Consider the following 20,899-nt stretch of genomic DNA (forward strand, 5'->3'; position numbering starts at 1 on the left):
TTCTTAAATCCGCTTTTCTTTGCGTTTTCCGCTTTTTCGGCTTGTCATCATTTGACACCGTAACAACTCTGATATTAAGTCGTTTAGTGTCATTTCACCCGTTTTTCGAGGTTATTCCAGAGATTTTATTTTTATCTTTGTGTTTTTGATTGTATTTGTATCCCTGAAAAAGATTCATGTAACTAAAATATCATAATATGGAAATGTACAAAGCAAATGATAACCGGTATGCCGACATGGTTTACAGGCGTTGCGGGCGAAGCGGATTGCTGTTGCCGGCCGTCTCGTTGGGATTGTGGCATAATTTTGGCAGTGTGGATGTGTTCAATAACTTTATTCAGATTGCGCATACCGCTTTCGACAATGGGATTACACACTTTGATCTTGCCAATAATTACGGTCCGGCGTATGGGTCGGCGGAGGAAAACTTCGGCCGTATACTGAAGAAAGGCTTGGGACAGTATCGGGATGAGCTTGTTATTTCCACGAAAGCCGGATATGATATGTGGCCCGGTCCGTATGGTAACTGGGGAAGTCGCAAGTACTTGATGGCAAGCCTGGACCAGAGCCTGAAACGGATGGGGCTGGAATATGTGGATATCTTCTATTCGCATCGTCCGGATCCGCAGACGCCGATCGAGGAAACGATGGGGGCGCTGGCCGATATCGTGAGACAGGGGAAAGCCTTGTATGTCGGAATCTCGAACTATAATGCCGGGCAGACGGAAAAGGCGCTTGCTGTCTTGCGGGAACATCGCGTGCCTTGCCTGATTCATCAGGCACGCTATTCGATGCTGGATCGCTGGACTGAACCGGACCTGTTGCCTTTGCTGAAGCAGGAAGGGGTGGGGATGATCGCTTTTTCGCCGTTGGCGCAGGGTATGTTGACGGACAAATATCTGAACGGTATCCCCGAAAATTCACGCGCTGCCAAATCTACAGGCCATCTGCAACGCGAGCAGGTGACGGAAGAAAAGATGAATAAAATCCGCCGATTGAATGAGCTTGCAAAGCAACGCGGCCAAACGCTTGCGGAAATGGCACTTGCCTGGCTGCTGAAGGACGACCGGGTAACGAGTGTCCTGGTAGGAGCCAGTTCGGTCGCACAGTTGACGGATAATTTGAAGGCGTTGCAAAACATGGTTTTTACAGAGGAAGAAATACAGGAAATAGAGAATATATTACAATAAAGTAACAGATAAATCGGCATTTACCAATTCAAACAATCAATGAAACCCTTCTTATATCAGGTTGCATCCCATTTTTATTCCGAATACGGGGCCGAAGTCAGCCGTCTGGCTTTTGTTTTCCCGAACCGCCGTACGGGGCTGTTCTTTCAGAAGTACTTGTCGGAAGTGTCGGAGAAGCCGCTTTTCTCTCCGACGATCCTGACGATCAACGATCTGTTTGTACAGTTGAGCGGGAAGCAGACAGCAGACCGGATCAGCATGTTGTTTAAGCTGTATGATATCTATCTGAGCCATAGCGGTTCTTCCGAAACATTCGACGAGTTCCTCTATTGGGGGGAAATGCTGCTGAATGACTTCGATGATATCGATAAATACATGGCTGACGCCCGCATGCTCTTCACAAACGTGACAGACCTTCGTGAGATTGAGAATGATTTCAGTTTTCTAAGTCCCGAACAGATCGCGGCTATCCGGACTTTTTGGTCTTCTTTCTACCCGAAAGGAGATACGCCCAACCAGGAACAGTTCCTGGCAGTCTGGCAGATCTTATACGCTTTATATACCGATTTGCGGGAAGCGCTTGCAGCCGAGGGCAAGGGGTATGAGGGTATGATTTTCAGGGAAGTGGTCGAAAAGATGGAGAAAAACGAATGTTGTGACCTTCCCTATACGAGAATCGTGTTTGTCGGTTTGAATGCCCTTTCTGTGGCTGAAGAACGTTTCCTGTCCGAGTTGCAGAAACGGGAGATAGCCGATTTTTGCTGGGATTATGCTTCGCCGAAAGTGACGGATCCGGATAATAAAGCCTCTTACTTTGTGGAGCGCAATTTACGGCGGTTCCCCTCTCAATTCATTCCCGATCCTCCCCTTTCGACTCCCCAAATTGACGTGATCGGCATCCCTTCCGGTATCGGGCAGGCCAAGCAAGTGCACCGTATTTTAAGCGAGCTTTGCAAGGAAGATGAAATGAGCGCGGAAGAGGCATTGCGGACGGCTGTGATTCTGCCGGACGAGCATTTGCTGATTCCGGTCCTGAATGCCATCCCCGAACAGATCAGGCGGATCAACGTGACGATGGGATATCCGTTGGCCGGTACCCCGGTGGCTTCTTTGATGGAATATATTTTGGCTTTGCAGAAGAACGTTCGTTATGTGGACCGGCGGCCGGTGTTTTATTTCCGGGATGTCTTGCCGATCCTGAACCATCGCTATATCTCGACAACCTCTCCGGAGGTGGTTTCCGGTCTGGTGAAAGACATTTCGGAAAATAACAAGATCTACATATCGTATGACGATCTGAATAAGACGCCTCTGTTGTCCATCCTCTTTACTCCGGTGACCGAGGTGGAAATGTTTTCCGATTACCTGATTAACGTGTTGCGGGAGCTTAACAGGGCCATTGACGATGGACAATGCACAATGGACGATGAAAAGGGCGACGAGAAATTGTCAATTGTCAATTGTCAATTATCAATTGCCGACATTGAGCAGGAGTTCATCTTCCATTATTTCGCTACCGTCAACCGGATGAAGGAAGTCATGCGGGAGGCGAATGTAGAAATGAAAATCGAGACCTATTTCCGTTTGCTGAAACGTTTGACGGACACGATTACGATCCCTTTCCATGGCGAACCTCTTTCGGGTTTGCAGATCATGGGGGTTTTGGAGACTCGTGCGCTCGACTTTGACCGGTTGATTATCCTTTCGATGAATGAAGGAATTTTCCCGCTGAGGAAAGCGGCTAACTCATTTATTCCTTATAATCTCCGCCGGGGGTTCGGTTTGCCGACATACGAGCATCAGGACAGTGTTTGGGCGTATCATTTCTACCGTTTGATTTATCGTGCCAGCCATGTCAGCCTGCTTTATGATACCCGGAGCAACGGGTTGCAGACAGGCGAGGTCAGCCGTTTTGTGCATCAGTTGCATTATCATTATGAGGAACCGATACGGAACAAGCTGGTCATTTACAACGTCTCTTCTTCCAAGACCCCTGCCTTGCAGGTGGCTAAGACGGAGGAGGTCATGAACCGCCTGGCGGCCTTCCGGGACGGCGGGACGCGGGCGATATCGGCGAGTGCGGTCAATACTTATCTGGACTGTCCGCTTAAATTCTATTTCTCCGTTGTCGAAGGGATACGGGAAGAAGAGGAGGTAAGCGAGACGATCGAAAGTAATGTTTTCGGAAGCATCCTGCATAAGGTGATGGAGGAATTGTATCAGCCTTTCTGCGGAAAGATGGTGACGGCCGATCTGCTGAAAGCGATCCGCAAAGATACGCCTATGTTGACGGGGGCGGTTGCCCGTGCCTTTGCCGAAATTTTCTTTAAGACGGATATCGTCCGTCCGCTCACCGGACAGAATTTCCTGATCGGCGAGATGATTCGCAAATATGTGGAGAAAGTGCTGGAACGGGACGGTAAACTGACTCCTTTCCGTTATATCGAATCGGAAAAGAAGATAAAATGCCTTTTCTCGTTGACGGATAAAAGTAATATCCAGCTGAAAGGATTTATCGACCGTATCGACGAAGTGCGTGATGCCGTCCGCATCATCGACTACAAGAGTGGGAGCGGGACGACGCAGTTTACCTCTGTCGAAGCCCTTTTCGACAAGGAAGATACGGATCGTGCCAAGGCAGTCATGCAGGTCTTTATGTATGCATGGATGTATGGATCAGTTCCGCATTCAACTGCTATCCAGCCGGGCATCTATTACATGCGGACCCTCTTTTCTCCCTCTTTCGATCCCGGAATTTACCGCCGTACAGATCGGTTCAAAACGGAACAGGTCCTGGACTTCGCCAATTACCATACGGATTTTGAGAACGGCTTGCGGAATTGCCTGGATGAAATCTTCGGGACGGAAACGCCGTTCGTACAAACCCCGAACGGGAAAGCCTGCACGTATTGCCCGTTTAAGGATATCTGTGGAAAATAAGGAGCCGGAAGTCTCCGGACAATTGCTTTCCGGATCAAAAACGGCTCTCCCAAGTTGGGACGACCGCTTTTGAAATGAAAAGTAGTCCTCCCAACTTGGGACGGGCATTTTTGTGACAAAAAGTAATCTCCTGACTTGGGATGGCACTTTCGTTTTATAGCGTCTCTTGTTTCAGTTGTTCGACGAACCGGTCGATCCGCTGTAGTTCTTTCGGAATATCGATCCCCTGCGGACAGTGCGGATTGCATTGGTTGCAACTGGTACAATGATCCGCCTGGCGGAGTTTCGGGACGCTGCGGTCATACCCGATCAGATAAGCCCGGCGGGCTTTGCGGTAGTTTTCATCCTGTCCGCTCTGCGGGACATTCCCTTCGTTCACACATTTATTATAATGAAGCAAGATTCCTGGAATATCGATCCCGTAAGGACAAGGCATGCAATATTTGCAGTCGTTGCACGGGATGGTCGGATATTGCATCATCAAGTCGGCAGTGTCGAACAAGAAGCGGTTTTCCTCTTCCGTCAACGGCTGCAACGGACAGTAGGAGCGGAGGTTGTCTTGCAGGTGCTCCATGTAAGTCATGCCGCTCAGCACGGTGAGCACGCCGGGAAACGAGCCGGCAAACCGGAAAGCCCAGGAGGCGACGCTCCGTCCCGGTTCGCGTTGTTTCAGGCGGGCGACGATATGATCGTGCACGTTCGAAAGCCGTCCTCCGAGGAGCGGCTCCATGATGATGGCGGGAATCCCCCGTTTCTGTAATTCCCCGTACAGGTATTCCGCATCGGTGTTTCGCGGGTTGATCTCTTTGGCATGTTTCCAGTCCAGGTAGTTCAGCTGGATCTGGACGAAATCCCATTGATATTCGTCGTGTTTCGAAAGCAAATAATCGAACACCTCTATATCTCCGTGATAGGAGAAGCCTAAGTTACGGATACGTCCCGTCTTGCGTTCTTCGAGCAGGAAGTCGAGCATGCCGTTCTTGACATACCGGTTTTCGTAGGCTTCCATACCTCCCATGCCGATCCCGTGGAGCAGCATGTAATCGAGATAATCGACTTGCAGCTCCTTGAGCGAATTGTTATACATCGCGATAGAGGCCTCACGGCTCCATGTGTCGGGAGAGAAGTTCGAGAGCTTGGTGGCGATATAATACTTATCACGCGGATAGCGGCTGAGGGCGATCCCCATGGCATGTTCCGAACGTCCCTTGCAATAGGCGGGCGACGTGTCGAAGTAATTCACGCCGTGTTCGATGGCATAGTCGGTCAGCCGGTTGACCATCTCCTGGTCGATTTCGTCGTCGTTGTCTCTTGCGCTGTTTTTGGCAATGGTCGGCAGGCGCATGCATCCGTAGCCGAGGAGGGAAACCTTGTCTTTTGTGGACGGTGTCGTGCGGTAGGTCATCCGGTCCGTGGGAATGGGGGTGGAGCTTCCCGAACCAGAGGCCACCCTGCTGTCCGGACTGCACCCGGAGAGCAACGGGGCGGTGGTTGCCGTGCTGATCCCTACGATCTTCAGGAAGTCGCGACGGTTTATCGCTTGATGATTGTCTTTTTTCATATATGATGATTCTTTTATTTCTTGATTAAATATTCCGGTGTTGTTCGTGTCCTTCGACATATATGGCGCTGAACGGGCGGGAGGGGCAGAGGTTTTCGCAGGCTCCGCAGCCGATGCATTTTTCCTCGTTGATGACCGGCAGTTGAGGCGAATCCGGATCGTTCGGGTCTTTTGCCACCATCTGGATCGCTTGGGTAGGGCAATGGCGGGCACAGTTGCCGCAAGTGACGCCGTCCCGGTTGACGATGCAATTTTCCTGGATCAGTACGGCATGTCCGATCTGGATAGCCGTTTTGTCCGCTTTCGTGATCGGACGGATCGCCCCGGTCGGGCAAACTTCCGAACATTTGACGCATTCGGGACGGCAATACCCTCGTTCGTACGACACCTCCGGCTGCATGAATGTATGCAGGTTTCCCGAAGGACGCAGCACATGGTTCGTACAAACCGACACACAAAGCTGGCACGCAGTGCAATGTCGGGAGAAATTGGCGGCGCTCAGCGAACCCGGAGGTGTGATCGGGGTGGCTCGGTCCGGTTTCTTTTTATCTTCGATGATGGCCAGTCCGCCATCGACTTTCTTGTCCGGGAGTTGTACTTTTTCCTGGGCTTTCAGTGCGGCTGAAGTGGCAAGCAATGCCGATACGGTGAAGAACTTGCGGCGGTCGGGCTTGTCTACGGCCGGTTGGGCGGTCTGTGTTTCCGCCTTGTCTGTTTTTCTGCGGGTATATCGGATGGCTCCCTGCCGGCATTTGTCGATACAATCCATACAGGCGACGCAACGGCTGTAATCGATCTCGTGTGCTTTCGCATTGATACAGGCTGCTTTGCAATTACGGGCGCATAAGCCGCAGCCATTGCATTCGGACGTATCGATAACCGGCTTGAAAACGGAGAAACGGGAGATCAATCCCAAAACCGTACCTACCGGGCAGATCGTGTTGCAATAGGTCCGTCCGTTTCGCCAGGCAAGTATGATCAGTATAACGAAGGTAACTGTGGCAATGATGAAGGTCGGGAGGCTTCGTAGCCACACTTCCGTCTCGTAGAAAGCATAACTGCCCGCCCGTTCCGCCAAGTAGGCCAGAAAGTTGTTTCCCCATTGCCAGAGGGGAGCGAATAAGTTGGAGGCGATACGCCCGTAAGCGCTGTAGGGTGCGATCAAGGCCGCCCATGCCCCTAACCCGCTGATCATGGCAAGGATAAAGATCACCATCACCCCGTATCTTAGCCAGGACAAGGCGGGGGAATACCGGAAACGATTTTTCTTCCGTTTCCCCGCCAGCCATGAAACGACATCCTGGAATATACCGAGAGGGCAGATTACAGAGCAGTAAACCCGCCCGAAAATCCAGGTCAATGCAATGAGCAACAGCACCACGCCGAGGTTCAGTGCCAATACCGCCGGCAGGAACTGTATTTTCGCCAGCCACCCGAACCATGTATGCAACGTCCCCGTGAAATCGAGAAACAGCAGGGTGACAAGCGTAAAACAGATAAATGCAGTTGTAAGTCTGATTGTTCGCAACATAATAAACTCTTTTTAGATAGTCTGTTATTTTATGTTGCAAAAATAGTGAAAGGAAATGATTTACAACTTATACGAATTACAGATTGATATACCAATATTACGGTTTTGTCAACTTCGGCAAAAAGTCTGGCTGACAAACTTCAGGACTTCCGGCAAAGCTGTCCGCCAATAGGTCCAGCTATGGCCGCCGTCGCGCACCCTGAATTCGTGCCTGATCCCTTTCTGCCTCATGATCTGGTGCACCTGCATGTTTCCGTCCAGCAGGCCGTCGTCATCACCGCAATCAATGTAATAACGGATTTTAGGCAAGTCGTTTTGGTCCCAGTCGGAAAGGAGCTTCAAAACATTGTTCTGCCTCCAGTGTTCGTCTCCCGGTCCGAACAGGCGGTTGAATAAATCCTTATGCGATTTGTTTTTTCGTGCTTCCATGACCGTGTCGTCGAAAACGGCGGCACTCAACGGGGCGCATGCGCAGAACATATCCGGATGATGCAAGCTGTACAGGAATGATCCGTAGCCGCCCATCGACAGCCCGGCAATCGCCCGGCTTTCTTTATTACTGCGAATCCGGTATGTTTTTTCCATATAGGGGATAAGCTCTTCGAAAAACATGTCTTCATAGGGCGCTTTTCCGTCGTATTGGTTGATATACCAAGTGTCCCATGCGTCCGGCATGACGATGATCATCGGTGCGGCTTCCTCGTTTGCGATGGCACGGTCGGCAATCGTTTTCATTTGCCCCATCTGAATCCAGTTGGTCTCATTGTCCGTATAACCATGCAAGAGGTAGAGGACCGGATAATTCCTCTTCGAGGTGTTGTAGTCGGAAGGCAGGTAGATGGAGTAGGAAACTTTCCTGCCTAATTTGTTACTTTCGAAAGAGAGCGATTCGAAAACCGTACTCTGTGAATATCCTGCAACGTTGAATAGAAAGCACAGGATAAAATAGAGGTAAAATTTGTTTTTCATATACTATTAATAATTAGATTTGTTTGTCTGGACAGAGTAAGAATAAGAAAAGAGAGCTTGCCGGGCAACCATTAGGTTTCGACATGCTCTCTTTCCCTTATTGGGAAATTAATCCGCCACCGGATAGGGGAATTCGGTCAACCCTTTGTACATGAACTGATAGGTCGGAATTTCGATGCCTAATTCCTGGGCAGTTCGTATGACATAGCCCGTCAATGTTTCTACTTCCGTGCGGTTGCCTTTTAGGAAATCACTGTGCATGGAGGTGGTCGAGTTGTTCGGCATGATCTTCTGAGCGTCGATGGCGGAGAATACCTGGTCGTCCGGCAGGGGAATGCCTTTGGCTACTGCCACGCTTTTGAGTTCATAACCTAATGTGATGTACAGGTCGATATGGTTGTTTATCACTTCACTGATCGGTTCGTTGAAATAAGAGGTGATAGTGGCGGCAGTCGAGATCATGAAGAACTTCTTCCAGATTTCCAAGTCGATATCGGCCGGTATTGTGGTAAGGATGCGGGCGTTCGCCAATATATCCTGCAATTCTTTCTGCCGTTTTGTCGGAACGGTTCGTGAACCGCCCGTACTCGTTTGGGCGTCCTTGCTACCGAAGAACATCCGGTCCTTTATGGTGAACTTTTCCACTTTTCCCGGTCTGACCAGGCGGGAACCGATGTAAACGCATCCTTTCCAAACCTCGTTGTCCGGTAATAGCTTTTGTATGCGTTCCGCTATATCCGCCCCGTTCAGCAGGGGAATGATAACCGTATTCGGGCCGATCACCGGAGCCAGTTGGGCTATATTCTCCTCCAGGTCGTAGCTTTTGGTACAACAAAACAGGTAATCGACCGGTCCTATTTCGGCAGGATTGTCGGTTGCGAGGGTTGGTTTTGCTTTGATCGTCAGGAATGTATTTCTGACTTCTATGCCGTTCTCCCGTATTTCTTTCAGGTTTTCTCCCCGGGAGATGAAATAGATGTCGACTTTATCGGAGTCTTTGTAACGGGCGGCTAATAATCCTCCGTAGTAACCGCCTACAGCTCCTATACCGGAAATTGCTATTTTAGTTTTACTCATATATTCTTGTCTTATTATTTTTACAAAGATGGAAAATAAAATTGAAATAACTATATCAGTTTGAGTTCTTTTAGAAAGTCGGGGATACATTGTTCAAAATTAACACCAAAACGGTAATCTGTTTTTGCATTATATGTCCGGTGTATGCTGTCGGCTGTGAAGTTCACGGCTATCTGTGCTGATTCGTTCAAGCTGAAGCCATTCAGCAGGCCGGATAACAGGGCGCTTGCAAAAACATCGCCTGTCCCGTGGTAACTTCCTGGTATCCTTTCGGTAAACAGGTAGTCTGCCGAATCATTTCTTTTGTCATAGGTCGCCGCTCCCAATTTCTTTTCTTCAAAGTACACACCGGTCAGTACGATCTTTTCCGGTCCGAGCTTGCTAAGTTTTTTTAAGATTTTCTCAATGTATGCCTGCGTGTAGGGACCGGGATGGTAACTTTCTTCCAATAATAGGGCTGCTTCGGTCAGGTTAGGGACGATGATGTCCGCCTTTTTGCATAAGGATCGCATGCCTGCGGCAAATTCAGGCTGGAATATGCGGTATAGTTCGCCATTGTCCGCCATTACCGGATCTACCAGGATCAGGTTGTTTTTGGATCTGAATAGTTCGAAGAACTCCTTGACGAGATCCAGTTGTTCGAACGAGCCTAAGAAACCGCTGTAGGTCGCGTCGAATTGTATGTCGAGCGACTTCCAGTGCTGCATAAAAGCCCGCATGTCGCTTGTCAGGTCGCGGTAAGTGTATCCGCTGATTCCTCCTGTGTGAGTCGATAATATGGCGGTCGGCATGGCGCACGCCTCTATTCCGGCGGCGGAAAGGATAGGCAAAGCAACAGTTAGAGAGCATTTTCCGAATCCGGACAAATCATGTATGGCAGCCACACGTTTTTGATAATCTTTATTTTCCATTTGTATGTTATGACTTTATTTTTCTATAACAACAAAAAATATTTCCGATTTGTTATTAGAGAAATAGATAGGCTATGAGAAATATTGCTATTATTGCACTGTTATTGGCATGTGTCAGTGTGGCTGGCAACGCCGGGAACAGGAAAGAGTTTGATTTAATGAAACAAGAAAATATGAAGATGAAAGACAAGGCTGAGATATATCTGGCAGGCGGTTGTTTCTGGGGTACGGAACATTTCCTGAAACAGATCAGAGGTGTGGAACAAACGGAAGTCGGTTATGCCAACAGTCAAGTTCCCAATCCTACCTATAAAGAGGTATGTACCGGGAATACCGGGGCGGTAGAAACGGTGAAAGTCGTTTATGATCCGCAAACGGCCGGTCTGGATCTATTGTTGAACCTATACTTTCAGACGATAGATCCGACCAGTGTCAACCGTCAGGGCGGAGATAGCGGTTTGCAATATCGCACGGGGATTTATTATACCGATGAAGAAGACGTTCCGGTGATCGAAGCCGCCATTAAGGAGCTGGCAAAGGACTATGCGAAGCCGATCGCCATCGAGGTGATGCCACTCGTTAATTTTTATGCTGCGGAAGACTACCATCAGGATTATTTGGATAAGAATGCAGGCGGTTATTGCCACATTCATCCGAAATTGTTCGAATTGGCGCGGAAAGCAAATGCCCGTCCTGTTTATGCAAAGCCGGATGATGTGACTCTTAAGAATAAACTTTCGGACATACAGTATGCCGTAACGCAAAAAAATGCCACGGAGCCCGCATTCCGCAATGAATACTGGAATGAGCATAGGGAAGGAATTTATGTCGATATTACGACCGGCGAACCGCTTTTCGTATCCACAGATAAGTTTGATTCCGGCTGTGGCTGGCCCAGTTTTTCCAAACCGATCGATAAGCAACTGATTGTCGAAAAGCCGGATACTTCGCATGGAATGATCCGGACGGAAGTACGCAGCCGGATGGGGGATGCTCATTTAGGCCATGTCTTTCCGGATGGTCCTGCCGATAAAGGAGGTCTGCGGTATTGTATAAACAGCGCTTCACTGCGGTTTGTCCCGAAAGAAAAGATGAAAGAAGAAGGTTATGGAGATTATTTGCCCCTTCTGAAGAAATAAAATCAGGCGTATGTATCGGATGAGGCAGTGTCGGGATTCTTTTGCTTCCCTGGACACTGCCTCATGTTTTTTATTTATTGTTCGAGAACATCCAAGTCCATTTGTGCCAGATGCTTTCCAAGGGACCTTGTTTGTGGCTTGCCAGCCACCATTTGCAGAACGAAACTTGTAACAGGAAAAGGGCGAACCCGATCAGCAGACTTATTGTATAGCCGCAATAAGGAGCCAAATATAGCCCGAACGGGAAATAGATAATCGCTCCCATGATCGATTGCGTGATATAGTTGGTCAGACTCATCTTGCCATAAAAACGCAGAGCCGAAACCGCTTTTCTGAAGCATTCCTTCTGGTACAGGATGACAAACGAGGCAACGAGGACGAATGTAAACGCAAATTTCTGCCACATGTCGAAAGCTGTCCCTACGGTTTGCTTGACCAGGGCATTGTCGCCTGCCATGATCTGTTCCTTTAAAGAATACAAGGGAGCGAAACAGATTGCTGCAATAATAAGAACCTTTACCCAAAAACGCAGGTGTGTTTCGCTTGTAACGAATAGTTCTTTTCTGCCGATATAAAGTCCCAACAGGAATAAACCTGCCGTCTGCAGAAAACGTCCGGCTCCGATAGCCCAGTACAAACTTGCTTTTTGCCCTAACGTGATATTACCCCAGATGAAGTCCAGAAAATTTCCGGCTTTGGTATATTCGGCGACCTCGCCGTACATGGCGCCTACGCCGAGATCCGGCAGAGCATGGGCCGGATTGAGCAGGCTCATGATGTAGTGATACCATTCTATCGGTTGGATTAATAATATAATAGCTGTGATCAAGATCGCTTTGTCACTCCATTTGCGGACTAAGAATAAAACCAAGCCTACTACGGCAAATAACAACAGTACGTCTCCGGCCGGGAAAAAAGCGGCGTTCAGGGTCGCGAAGCCAAGCAGCAGAACCAGTCGCCATAAGAAGCGGTAGCCGAAGTCTTTTCCTTTCTTTTCCTGATTATGACATTGGATATAGAATGTAAACCCGAACAGAAGAGCGAAAATGGCATAAGCTTTTCCTGCAAACAGGGAGAAAATGACGTTAAACACTCCGTCGTTAAGGACGGCCAGCCATGCCGGTTGTTCTGTTGGATAGACTGGAAAAATAAAATGTTCCAGATTATGCACTAAAATAATTGCCATGACGGCAAATCCTCTTAGTGCATCGACCACTTCAATACGTGGGGTTTTGCTTGCTGATAGTTCCATATAAGTTGTTTGTTAAGTTTCAATGCACAAATATAGGTATTTTGAAATCGAATCACCGTTGTTTTGAAATCAAATCACGTTTGCATTGAAAAGGGATGCCTATCTATCGGAAAAAAGGTAGGCATCCGTTGCCGAAAAGGTGCTGACCTTTTTCCCGATACCCTGTCATCCCTTTGCATCGTTTGGAAGCAGGATTTTTGGGCAATAAAAAAGCTACAAATCATTGATTTGTAGCTTTTTATCCGTTCTTTGACCATTTTTGTCCAGTAAGTTCAGCGGAGAAAGAGGGATTCGAACCCCCGGAACCTCTCGGTTCAACGGTTTTCAAGACCGCCGCAATCGACCACTCTGCCATCTCTCCAATATGTTGTGCAACCGTTTCTTTTGATTGCGGTGCAAAGGTAGTGATTATTTTCGAATAACCAAATTTGGTGGTGGGTATTTTTTCTTTTCACTCTATTCTTTTTCTTTTAACCACAGAGAACAAACGTTTGTGTCTTTTTATTGTTATTTTTGTAAGTGGTAATAATTAAAATAGTAATAAGTTTTATATGAGAAGTTTGAAAAGTCTATTGATGGTTGCGGTCGCACTGGTTTTGGTTAGTTGTTCCATGTCCGCAAAGCCGGAAAAAAATGAAACGGAAAAGGCATCGGCACAGGGGGAAGTGATTGCTTTGAACAAGGCGGACTTCCTGTCGAAAGTATATAATTACGAAAAGAATCAGACTCAATGGGTGTACGAAGGAAACAAACCGGCTATTATTGATTTTTATGCAGATTGGTGCGGTCCTTGCAAGAAAGTATCTCCGATCCTGAAAGAACTGGCTGCACAGTATAAGGACGATATTGTTATTTATAAGATAAATGTAGATAATGAAAAAGAGCTGGCTTCGGCATTCGGCATACAGAGTATCCCGACGTTGCTGTTCATTCCCAAGACAGGTAAACCCCAGATTGCTCAGGGCGCTTTATCGAAAGAACAGTTTGTAGAGCAGATAGATCATTTCTTACTGAAGAAATAAATTCTTTATATATTCCCGTTAGAAATGTTGCAATTTGGAACGCCTGGTTCTCTTGTAGGATCGGGCGTTTTTTGGGAGCTTTTGCAAATGTTTGGGAGGAGGGATACACAATAAAAAAAGAGGACATCTTTGTGGGGATGTCCTCTCTTTATTTGGCAAAGCCCGAATTTATTCAGCGCTTTCTGCTGCAGGAGCTTCTTCTGCCGGAGCGGCAGCAGCTGCTTCTTCAGCCTGCTTAGCAGCTTCAGCGGCTGCCAATTCTGCTTTCTTTTTAGCTACGATTTCTGCTTTTGCCTTGTTTGCTTCTTTTTCTGCTTCCAGACGAGCTTTTTCTGCAGCTTTTGCAGCTTCGCTATCTTTGTCCTTTACAGCCTGAACAGAAGCCTGTTTGTTTTTCAACCAAGCCTGAAACTTAGTTTCAGCGGTAGCTTCGTCGAACGCACCCTTCTTAACACCTTCCAATAAGTGTTTTTTCAAGCAAACACCTTCGCGGGAAAGGATGTTACGAGTGGTATCTGTAGGTTGTGCACCTACCTGTAACCAATACAAAGCTCTTTCGAAGTTCAAATCTACTGTAGCAGGATTAGTGTTCGGATTATAAGAACCTATCCTTTCAATAAACTTTCCATCACGTGGAGCCCTGCTGTCTGCGACTACGATCTGATAAAAAGCGTAGCTTTTACGACCGTGTCTTTGCAATCTAATTTTTGTTGCCATGTTTGAATAATTAATTTAAGCTGTTTGTATTAGCGGGTGCAAAGATAGGGGTTTTTATATACAAAACAAATATATTGAGGAAGAAAATAATTGATTATCTTTGCATGCGTGTGAAATTCTCAATTATCAAATAATAAACGGATACATTATGAAGACGAATACGTTGAAGAAAATGCTATTGATGCTGTTGTGTGTTGTTTCGGTAAGTATGACTGCCTTGGGGAAAGAGCCGGTTTCGGATGTGTTGCCGATTGCCGATCCTTATATCCTGTTTTACAACGATACCTATTATGCCTATGGAACATCCCGTGCGGACGGTTTCGAGGTGTACAGTTCTAAAGACTTGAAATCGTGGGAGCGTTCTCCGCGCCTGGCACTGAGTAAGGAAGATTCTTACGGGGATAAATGGTTTTGGGCGCCGGAAGTCTACTATGTGGAGAAGGATAAGAAATTTTATATGTTCTATTCGGTAGAGGAACATGTTTGTGTTGCCACGGCCGATTCCCCTTTCGGCCCGTTCGTGCAGGATGAAAAGAAGCCGATCCGGGAAGAGAAAGGAATCGATACCTCCGTCTTTTTCGATGAGGACGGGAAGGCCTATCTTTATTTTGTCCGCTTTACAAACGGCAATGTGATTTGGTGTGCCGAGCTGAAAGATAATCTGAAAGAGATCAAGGAAGAAACATTGACGCAATGCGTCGAGGCCGCCGAACCGTGGGAGTTAGTATTCGGGAAGGTTGCCGAAGGTCCTTCCGTCGTCAAGCGGGACGGGCTGTATTATATGCTCTATTCCGCCAATGACTTCAGAAGCCGGGATTATGCCGTAGGCTACGCAACATCGGATTCTCCCTTCGGCCCGTGGAAGAAAAGCGGGAAAAATCCGCTTTTGCATAAAGTGGAAGAGCTTGTCGGAACCGGCCATGGCGCACCGTTCCTGGATAGAGCGGGCAGATACCGCTACATTTTTCATGCCCATAAGAGCCGGACAGAGGTGAACCAGCGAAACTCTTACATTATCGATATGTCCCTGACGGGGAAGGACCGTGTTTCGATCGGCGGCGGCTTGATACGGCCGGAAGTCGTGAAGTAAGCCTTCCCTTTCGGCCGGGATGGCAAAGCACGGTCGGTTAGTTTGCCATCCTGTACCTGTTGGGTGGAATTTTATATAACTATCCAAAGGCAAATCGGCCGTATCTCTGTCTTTTCCTTGACCTCTTCCAATAATTAGAAAACCTTGTCAAATCATTGGACAGTGGTGAATCAAATGGGTGCTTATTGTCATTTTCCCAAAAACGACATTGGTTCAAAACGAAACTACTACCGCATCTAATTCGATTTTATACCCCATTTACTTCAAATTACCCGCAGGGGTAATATTTTTTAACAAACAGCCGATTTTGTATGTTTTTATGGATCAGCTATTTGTGATAAATATGCGTTTAAGGGGGGATATTGTTGTTTTTTTGTGAGTTTAATGTCCCGGAAAGCGGAAAAATCTTCGGCCCTTTGAATGTGGTCTGAGGGTGAATGACGCACGATTATTATCATTCCTATTTATTTATTACCTTTGCCGCTCGTTTTATAAAAGCAATACATTATATATATTATATGATTTCAGTAGACGGACTAACAGTAGAGTTTGGCGGTAGCGCATTATTTTCGGATATATCTTTTGTCATTAACGAGAAAGACCGGATTGCCCTGATGGGAAAGAACGGCGCAGGGAAATCCACCTTGTTGAAGATATTGGCGGGTGTGCGCGAACCGACTCGCGGGAAAGTATCCGCACCGAAAGATACCGTTGTCGCATATCTTCCGCAGCATTTGATGACGGAAGACGGCCGTACCGTTTTTGAAGAAACAGCCCAGGCTTTTGCGCATCTGCACGAGATGGAGGCGGAGATTGCCGCTCTCAACAAGGAATTGGAGACGCGCACCGATTATGAGTCGGACAGCTACATGGAGCTGATCGAGCGTGTTTCGACTTTGAGCGAGAAGTTCTATTCCATTGAAGAGATTAATTATGACGCCGATATCGAGAAGACCTTGTTAGGGCTTGGTTTTACCCGCGAAGACTTTACCCGCCAGACGAGCGAGTTCAGCGGTGGCTGGCGCATGCGTATCGAATTGGCGAAACTGTTGTTGAAGAAGCCGGATGTGCTCTTGTTGGACGAGCCGACCAACCACCTCGATATCGAGTCGATCCAGTGGTTGGAAGATTTCCTGATCGACAACGGGCAGGCAGTAGTCGTGATCAGCCACGACCGCGCGTTCGTAGATCATATCACGACCCGTACGATCGAAGTGACGATGGGCCGCATCTACGATTATAAGGTCAATTACAGCCAATACCTTCAGCTGCGCAAGGAGCGTCGCGAACAGCAACAGAAAGCATATGACGAGCAACAGAAGTTCATTGCCGAGACGAAAGATTTTATCGAACGTTTCAAAGGCACTTATTCCAAGACCTTGCAGGTGCAGAGCCGTGTGAAGATGCTCGAAAAACTGGAGATTCTGGAAGTGGACGAGGAAGATACTTCCGCTCTGCGCCTGAAGTTCCCGCCTTCGCCCCGTTCGGGTTCCTATCCGGTGACGATCGAGGATGTGTCGAAATCGTACGGGGAGCATACCGTTTTCCGTAATGCCAATCTGACGATCGAGCGGGGTGACAAGATCGCTTTCGTCGGAAAGAACGGGGAAGGCAAATCCACGTTGGTTAAGTGCATCATGAAAGAAATCGAGCATGACGGCACGCTGACGATCGGGCATAACGTGATGATCGGTTATTTCGCGCAGAACCAGGCTTCCCTTTTGGATGAGAACCTGACGGTGTTCCAAACGATAGATGATGTCGCAAAAGGGGACATCCGCAACAAGATCAAGGACCTGCTGGGCGCTTTCATGTTCGGGGGCGAGAATTCCGCCAAAAAAGTAAAAGTGCTCTCCGGCGGCGAGCGTACCCGCCTGGCCATGATCAAGCTGCTGCTGGAGCCTGTCAACCTGCTGATCCTCGACGAGCCGACGAACCATCTGGACATGAAAACGAAAGATATCCTGAAGCAAGCCTTGATGGATTTTGACGGGACGCTGATCGTCGTTTCCCATGACCGTGACTTCCTGGACGGCCTTGTGACCAAAGTGTACGAGTTCGGAAACAAGAAAGTGACGGAACATCTTGAGGGTATCTACGAGTTCCTGCAACGCAAGAAGATGGAGAACCTGAACGAGCTGGAGCGGAAGAGCTAAATCCGTATCCCCAGTCCGAGCATCAGGTCGTAAGTGGAATAGTCCACCCGGGGATAATACCGGTAGTTTGTCCGTCGGGAGAAATAGCGGTTCGTCAGGGTGATGTTCCATTTGTCCTTCAATAGATAAGCCAGTTTCATCGAGAAGATGGTCAGGCGTGCGTTCCCGGCATCGCCTTGGATGTTCAGGGTGGTGGGGTCTGCCTGTGACCAGTCGATATCCGGATCGTATCCTTTCCAGGTAAAGATATGATAGTTTTCCATGTTGAGCAGGAACGCCAATCGTTTGTTGTAGATGATGCCCGCACCGGCCTTGGTGCTGTAGCCGCTCCCTAAGTTATAATCCCGTTCGCCGAGCAGCATGTAATCCGACAGGCTGGCTCCTAAAGCTACGCCGTTTGCATACAGTTCGGCATAGATATCAGCTTTGTCTCCCGGTGTGGCCTGTTTGTAATAGATCAAGCCGGCTCCTGCTGCTGCCGGTGCCGCGATGCGGTAGGGAGGAACGGTGAGGTCGCTCCCGTTGCGGAGTTCCGAGTTATAGAAGTCGAAATGTTGGAAAAATCCGGCGGAAAGGGAACGCGCTTCCTTCGTCCAAACAGTTTTCCCCCATAAGGCCCCGATGGCGTTGACCTGGCTGACGACGGGCTGCGCTGAGAATAGATCCATTCCGAAGTTGAAACGGAACCATTCGTAGGGAGAATAAAAATCATCGTTGATCGGATTCCCGTAGTTGATGCGGAGATTGATGTTCAAACTCGTCGTCCCTCGTTTCGAACCTTCCTGCTCTGCCAGGAAGCGGGGACCCATCGTGACGATGAAGTTGACGGGGACGGAAGAATAGGTTCGTCCTTTTGAAGAACTGTGCCGCCAGGCTTCCCCCGAAATGATGCGGTTGAAGGCGCGGACCGGCGACAAGACGCCCGCCAACACCTCGCGCCCCACGCGTTCGGCTCCCGACGAGCGGTTATCGATGAACAGGTCGGACAGCCGGTAGGTGATTTCACCCAGTTCGATTCCTCCGAACGTCGTCGCCAGCATGTCGTTGATCGAAGGCGGTTCGTTCTCCATAAAGAACTCCCACATCAGGCTGCCGCCGGCCGCAAAAGGGGCGGATTGCCAGAAGTTCATCCCGTTGCTGCGGGCTGCGTTGAAATAGAGCGAACCGTGGTAGGGATGGGAGAACAGGTTCGTCGTGAACTGGTCGGTGTCCCATACCGGACCTTTTTTGAAATTGCTTTTGATCGTATGCCCGTTGATATAGGCCCAGTCCTCTTTTACGATATACCGGTCGAAGCTCCAGACGACCATATTGAGCCCGAATGTTTCGAGCGCCGCTTTCCAGGGGCGGCGGGGTTGGAATAGGGTTGTGTCGCTTATGTAATGACGATATTTTATTTGAGGTATGTATTCTTGTCCCCATATCCATGAAGACGAAAGCAGACAAACGAGACCGGTTAATATAAATTTCTTCATTATTCCTTAATTAGATAATCATCAGCACTTTTTTGAATGCAAACTTATATATAATTAACAGCCGGATATTCGTTTGGTTTAAATTATTATCAGGTCGTCTCGATAGAAAACCGCAACATTGCGAGGAAATACTTATTTTTGCAGAAAAAATCAAAATGATAGACTTCATTACGTTTTGCGATTACACCGGGACATTCGCTTTTGCGATTAGCGGTATCCGTTTGGCTTCTGCTAAACAATTTGACTGGTTCGGAGCTTATGTTGTCGGTGTGGTTACGGCGGTGGGAGGCGGTACGATCCGCGATATCCTGCTCAATGCCACTCCTTTCTGGATGGAACAGGCTTCTTATCTCATCATATCGGCGTTGGCATTGCTCTTCGTTATCATCTTTCGGAAATATGTGATCAGTTTGAACAATACGTTCTTCATTTTCGATGCTATCGGGCTGGGGCTGTTCGGCGTGGTCGGTATCGAGAAGGCGCTGGCATTCGGGTTTCCGATGTGGGTGGCTATTGTGATGGGAACGATTACGGGCGCTTTTGGCGGTATGATCCGCGATATCCTGATCAACGAGGTGCCGCTGATTTTCCGAAAAGACATTTATGCCCTGGCATGCGTGTTCGGAGGCTTTATTTATTATGCTTGCCTGCAGATGGGGATCGGGCCGTCGCTGACGCAGCTTATTGCTGCTACCGGAATATTCGTTTCACGGATAGTGGCGGTAAAATATCATATAAGCGTCCCTGTATTAAAAGGGGAAGAATAAATTTATTAACTTTGCGATTTATGACAGCAAATATGAACACTCAAAGTGAGAAAGCCTCGATCCTGCTCATCTATACGGGCGGAACGATCGGTATGATCGAAAACCCCGAAACCGGAGTGTTGGAATCGTTCAATTTCCAGCATTTGAAGGATAATATGCCGGAGTTGAAGAAGTTGGGCTATGCGGTTTCGACCATCCAGTTCGATCCGGCCATGGATTCATCGGAGATGGGGCCGGAGTCATGGATGAAGATCGTGAGGATTATTGCCGACAATTACCAGCTGTACGACGGCTTTGTCGTGCTTCATGGCACGGACACGATGTCTTTTACGGCATCCGCTTTGAGTTTTATGCTGGAGAATTTAAGCAAGCCGGTCATCTTTACCGGTTCGCAATTGCCGATCGGTATGTTGCGGACCGACGGGAAAGAAAACCTGATCACCGCTATCGAGATTGCCGCGGCAAAGGAAAACGGCATCCCGGTTGTGCCGGAGGTTTGTATCTTTTTCGAAAATGACTTGTTGAGGGGAAACCGTACGAGTAAGATCAATGCGGACAACTTCAATGCTTTCCGTTCATACAATTATCCGCCGCTGGCACATGCCGGCATTTATATAAAGTATGACACGCAGCAGGTTTACCACCCTGTTTCGAGAAGGCCTTTGAAACCGCATTACCTCTTGGACCGGAATATTGCGGTGCTGAAACTTTTCCCGGGGATTTCTCCCCAGGTAGTGGAAAGCATCCTGAACATACCGGGGTTGAAGGGGGTCGTGATGGAGACGTTCGGAAGCGGTAACGCGCCGTGCTACGATTGGTTCCTGACGATGCTGAAAGATGCGGTGAGCCGGGGAATTGTGATTGTGAATGTAACCCAGTGTAGTGCCGGAAGCGTGGAAATGCACCGGTATGAGACAGGGCATAAATTGTTGGAAGCGGGGGTGATAAGCGGATTCGACAGTACGACCGAAAGTGCCGTCACCAAGCTCATGTTCCTTTTCGGCCACGGCCTGACGCCGGAGGAGGTGAAGGATCACATGAACTGTTCGCTGATCGGGGAGGTGACGATCCCCGACACGTTTCGCCCGTAATTCCTGTTAAG

The 20,899-nt window shown here is 48.3% G+C and carries 16 protein-coding genes and 1 tRNA gene; 8 read left to right on the forward strand and 9 right to left on the reverse strand.

The genetic code is table 11. From position 1 onward, the window contains the following. Positions 1-197 precede the first annotated feature (197 nt). Both mgrA and ACW6QF_RS05180 read left to right on the forward strand, forming a co-directional pair. Positions 198-1,190 (forward strand): L-glyceraldehyde 3-phosphate reductase, encoded by a 993-nt coding sequence (mgrA, locus tag ACW6QF_RS05175; protein WP_298547384.1) that lies wholly within the window; start codon positions 198-200, stop codon positions 1,188-1,190. A gap of 39 nt (positions 1,191-1,229) precedes the next feature. Beyond that, a complete protein-coding gene (locus ACW6QF_RS05180) occupies positions 1,230-4,130 on the forward strand; it encodes a PD-(D/E)XK nuclease family protein (RefSeq protein WP_456087047.1) in 2,901 nt (966 codons plus the stop codon). Between the two features lie 154 nt (positions 4,131-4,284). Here the strand turns inward: ACW6QF_RS05180 and ACW6QF_RS05185 are convergent, their stop codons facing one another. The 5 genes from ACW6QF_RS05185 to ACW6QF_RS05205 all read right to left on the reverse strand — a co-directional run bounded on the left by ACW6QF_RS05185 (position 4,285) and on the right by ACW6QF_RS05205 (position 10,179). Continuing rightward, positions 4,285-5,691, reverse strand: coding sequence for an aldo/keto reductase (locus ACW6QF_RS05185; RefSeq protein WP_456087048.1), 1,407 nt, complete (start codon positions 5,689-5,691; stop codon positions 4,285-4,287). A gap of 25 nt (positions 5,692-5,716) precedes the next feature. Beyond that, positions 5,717-7,222, reverse strand: a complete 1,506-nt coding sequence (locus ACW6QF_RS05190) for a 4Fe-4S binding protein (protein ID WP_456087049.1) — start codon at positions 7,220-7,222, stop codon at positions 5,717-5,719. Positions 7,223-7,330: 108 nt separating this feature from the next. Beyond that, complete coding sequence (locus tag ACW6QF_RS05195) at positions 7,331-8,191, reverse strand: alpha/beta hydrolase (protein ID WP_456087050.1); 861 nt, start codon at positions 8,189-8,191, stop codon at positions 7,331-7,333. Positions 8,192-8,299: 108 nt separating this feature from the next. Further along, positions 8,300-9,268: a ketopantoate reductase family protein gene (locus ACW6QF_RS05200; RefSeq protein WP_456087051.1), complete on the reverse strand. Its 969-nt coding sequence runs from the start codon at positions 9,266-9,268 to the stop codon at positions 8,300-8,302. 50 nt (positions 9,269-9,318) lie between these two features. Then, positions 9,319-10,179 (reverse strand): pyridoxamine kinase, encoded by an 861-nt coding sequence (locus tag ACW6QF_RS05205; RefSeq protein WP_456087052.1) that lies wholly within the window; start codon positions 10,177-10,179, stop codon positions 9,319-9,321. Between the two features lie 158 nt (positions 10,180-10,337). On the opposite strand from ACW6QF_RS05205, the gene msrB reads away from it, so the two are divergent. Further along, a complete protein-coding gene (gene msrB, locus ACW6QF_RS05210) occupies positions 10,338-11,318 on the forward strand; it encodes a peptide-methionine (R)-S-oxide reductase MsrB (RefSeq protein ID WP_456087131.1) in 981 nt (326 codons plus the stop codon). A gap of 70 nt (positions 11,319-11,388) precedes the next feature. On the opposite strand, the gene ACW6QF_RS05215 is transcribed toward msrB, so the two are convergent. Both ACW6QF_RS05215 and ACW6QF_RS05220 read right to left on the reverse strand, forming a co-directional pair. Continuing rightward, positions 11,389-12,570, reverse strand: a complete 1,182-nt coding sequence (locus tag ACW6QF_RS05215) for a DUF418 domain-containing protein (protein ID WP_456087053.1) — start codon at positions 12,568-12,570, stop codon at positions 11,389-11,391. Between the two features lie 276 nt (positions 12,571-12,846). Beyond that, positions 12,847-12,931 (reverse strand) — tRNA-Ser (locus ACW6QF_RS05220). A gap of 190 nt (positions 12,932-13,121) precedes the next feature. Between ACW6QF_RS05220 and trxA the strand changes: the two genes are divergently transcribed. Beyond that, on the forward strand, positions 13,122-13,592 hold the full coding sequence (trxA, locus tag ACW6QF_RS05225; RefSeq protein ID WP_298547364.1) for a thioredoxin: 471 nt from the start codon (positions 13,122-13,124) through the stop codon (positions 13,590-13,592). A 168-nt stretch (positions 13,593-13,760) separates the two neighbouring features. On the opposite strand, the gene ACW6QF_RS05230 is transcribed toward trxA, so the two are convergent. Next, positions 13,761-14,309 carry a 30S ribosomal protein S16 gene (locus ACW6QF_RS05230; protein WP_148480183.1) on the reverse strand — a complete coding sequence of 183 codons (549 nt, stop codon included), beginning with the start codon at positions 14,307-14,309 and terminating at the stop codon, positions 13,761-13,763. A 148-nt stretch (positions 14,310-14,457) separates the two neighbouring features. Between ACW6QF_RS05230 and ACW6QF_RS05235 the strand changes: the two genes are divergently transcribed. After that, positions 14,458-15,399: a glycoside hydrolase family 43 protein gene (locus ACW6QF_RS05235; RefSeq protein WP_456087054.1), complete on the forward strand. Its 942-nt coding sequence runs from the start codon at positions 14,458-14,460 to the stop codon at positions 15,397-15,399. 518 nt (positions 15,400-15,917) lie between these two features. Continuing rightward, complete coding sequence (locus tag ACW6QF_RS05240) at positions 15,918-17,555, forward strand: ABC-F family ATP-binding cassette domain-containing protein (protein ID WP_298547356.1); 1,638 nt, start codon at positions 15,918-15,920, stop codon at positions 17,553-17,555. Here the strand turns inward: ACW6QF_RS05240 and ACW6QF_RS05245 are convergent. Next, positions 17,552-19,030 carry a DUF3943 domain-containing protein gene (locus tag ACW6QF_RS05245; RefSeq protein ID WP_298547354.1) on the reverse strand — a complete coding sequence of 493 codons (1,479 nt, stop codon included), beginning with the start codon at positions 19,028-19,030 and terminating at the stop codon, positions 17,552-17,554. The two genes, ACW6QF_RS05240 and ACW6QF_RS05245, sit on opposite strands and share 4 nt — an antisense overlap. Positions 19,031-19,185: 155 nt before the next feature. Here ACW6QF_RS05245 and ACW6QF_RS05250 point away from each other — a divergent pair, with 155 nt between their 5' ends. Together ACW6QF_RS05250 and ACW6QF_RS05255 are read left to right on the forward strand one after the other, a co-directional pair. Continuing rightward, positions 19,186-19,797, forward strand: a complete 612-nt coding sequence (locus ACW6QF_RS05250) for a trimeric intracellular cation channel family protein (RefSeq protein ID WP_008153383.1) — start codon at positions 19,186-19,188, stop codon at positions 19,795-19,797. Positions 19,798-19,817: 20 nt separating this feature from the next. Then, on the forward strand, positions 19,818-20,888 hold the full coding sequence (locus tag ACW6QF_RS05255) for an asparaginase (RefSeq protein WP_298547350.1): 1,071 nt from the start codon (positions 19,818-19,820) through the stop codon (positions 20,886-20,888). Positions 20,889-20,899: the final 11 nt, after the last annotated feature.

The sequence above is a fragment of the Parabacteroides sp. genome, assembly GCF_977054455.1.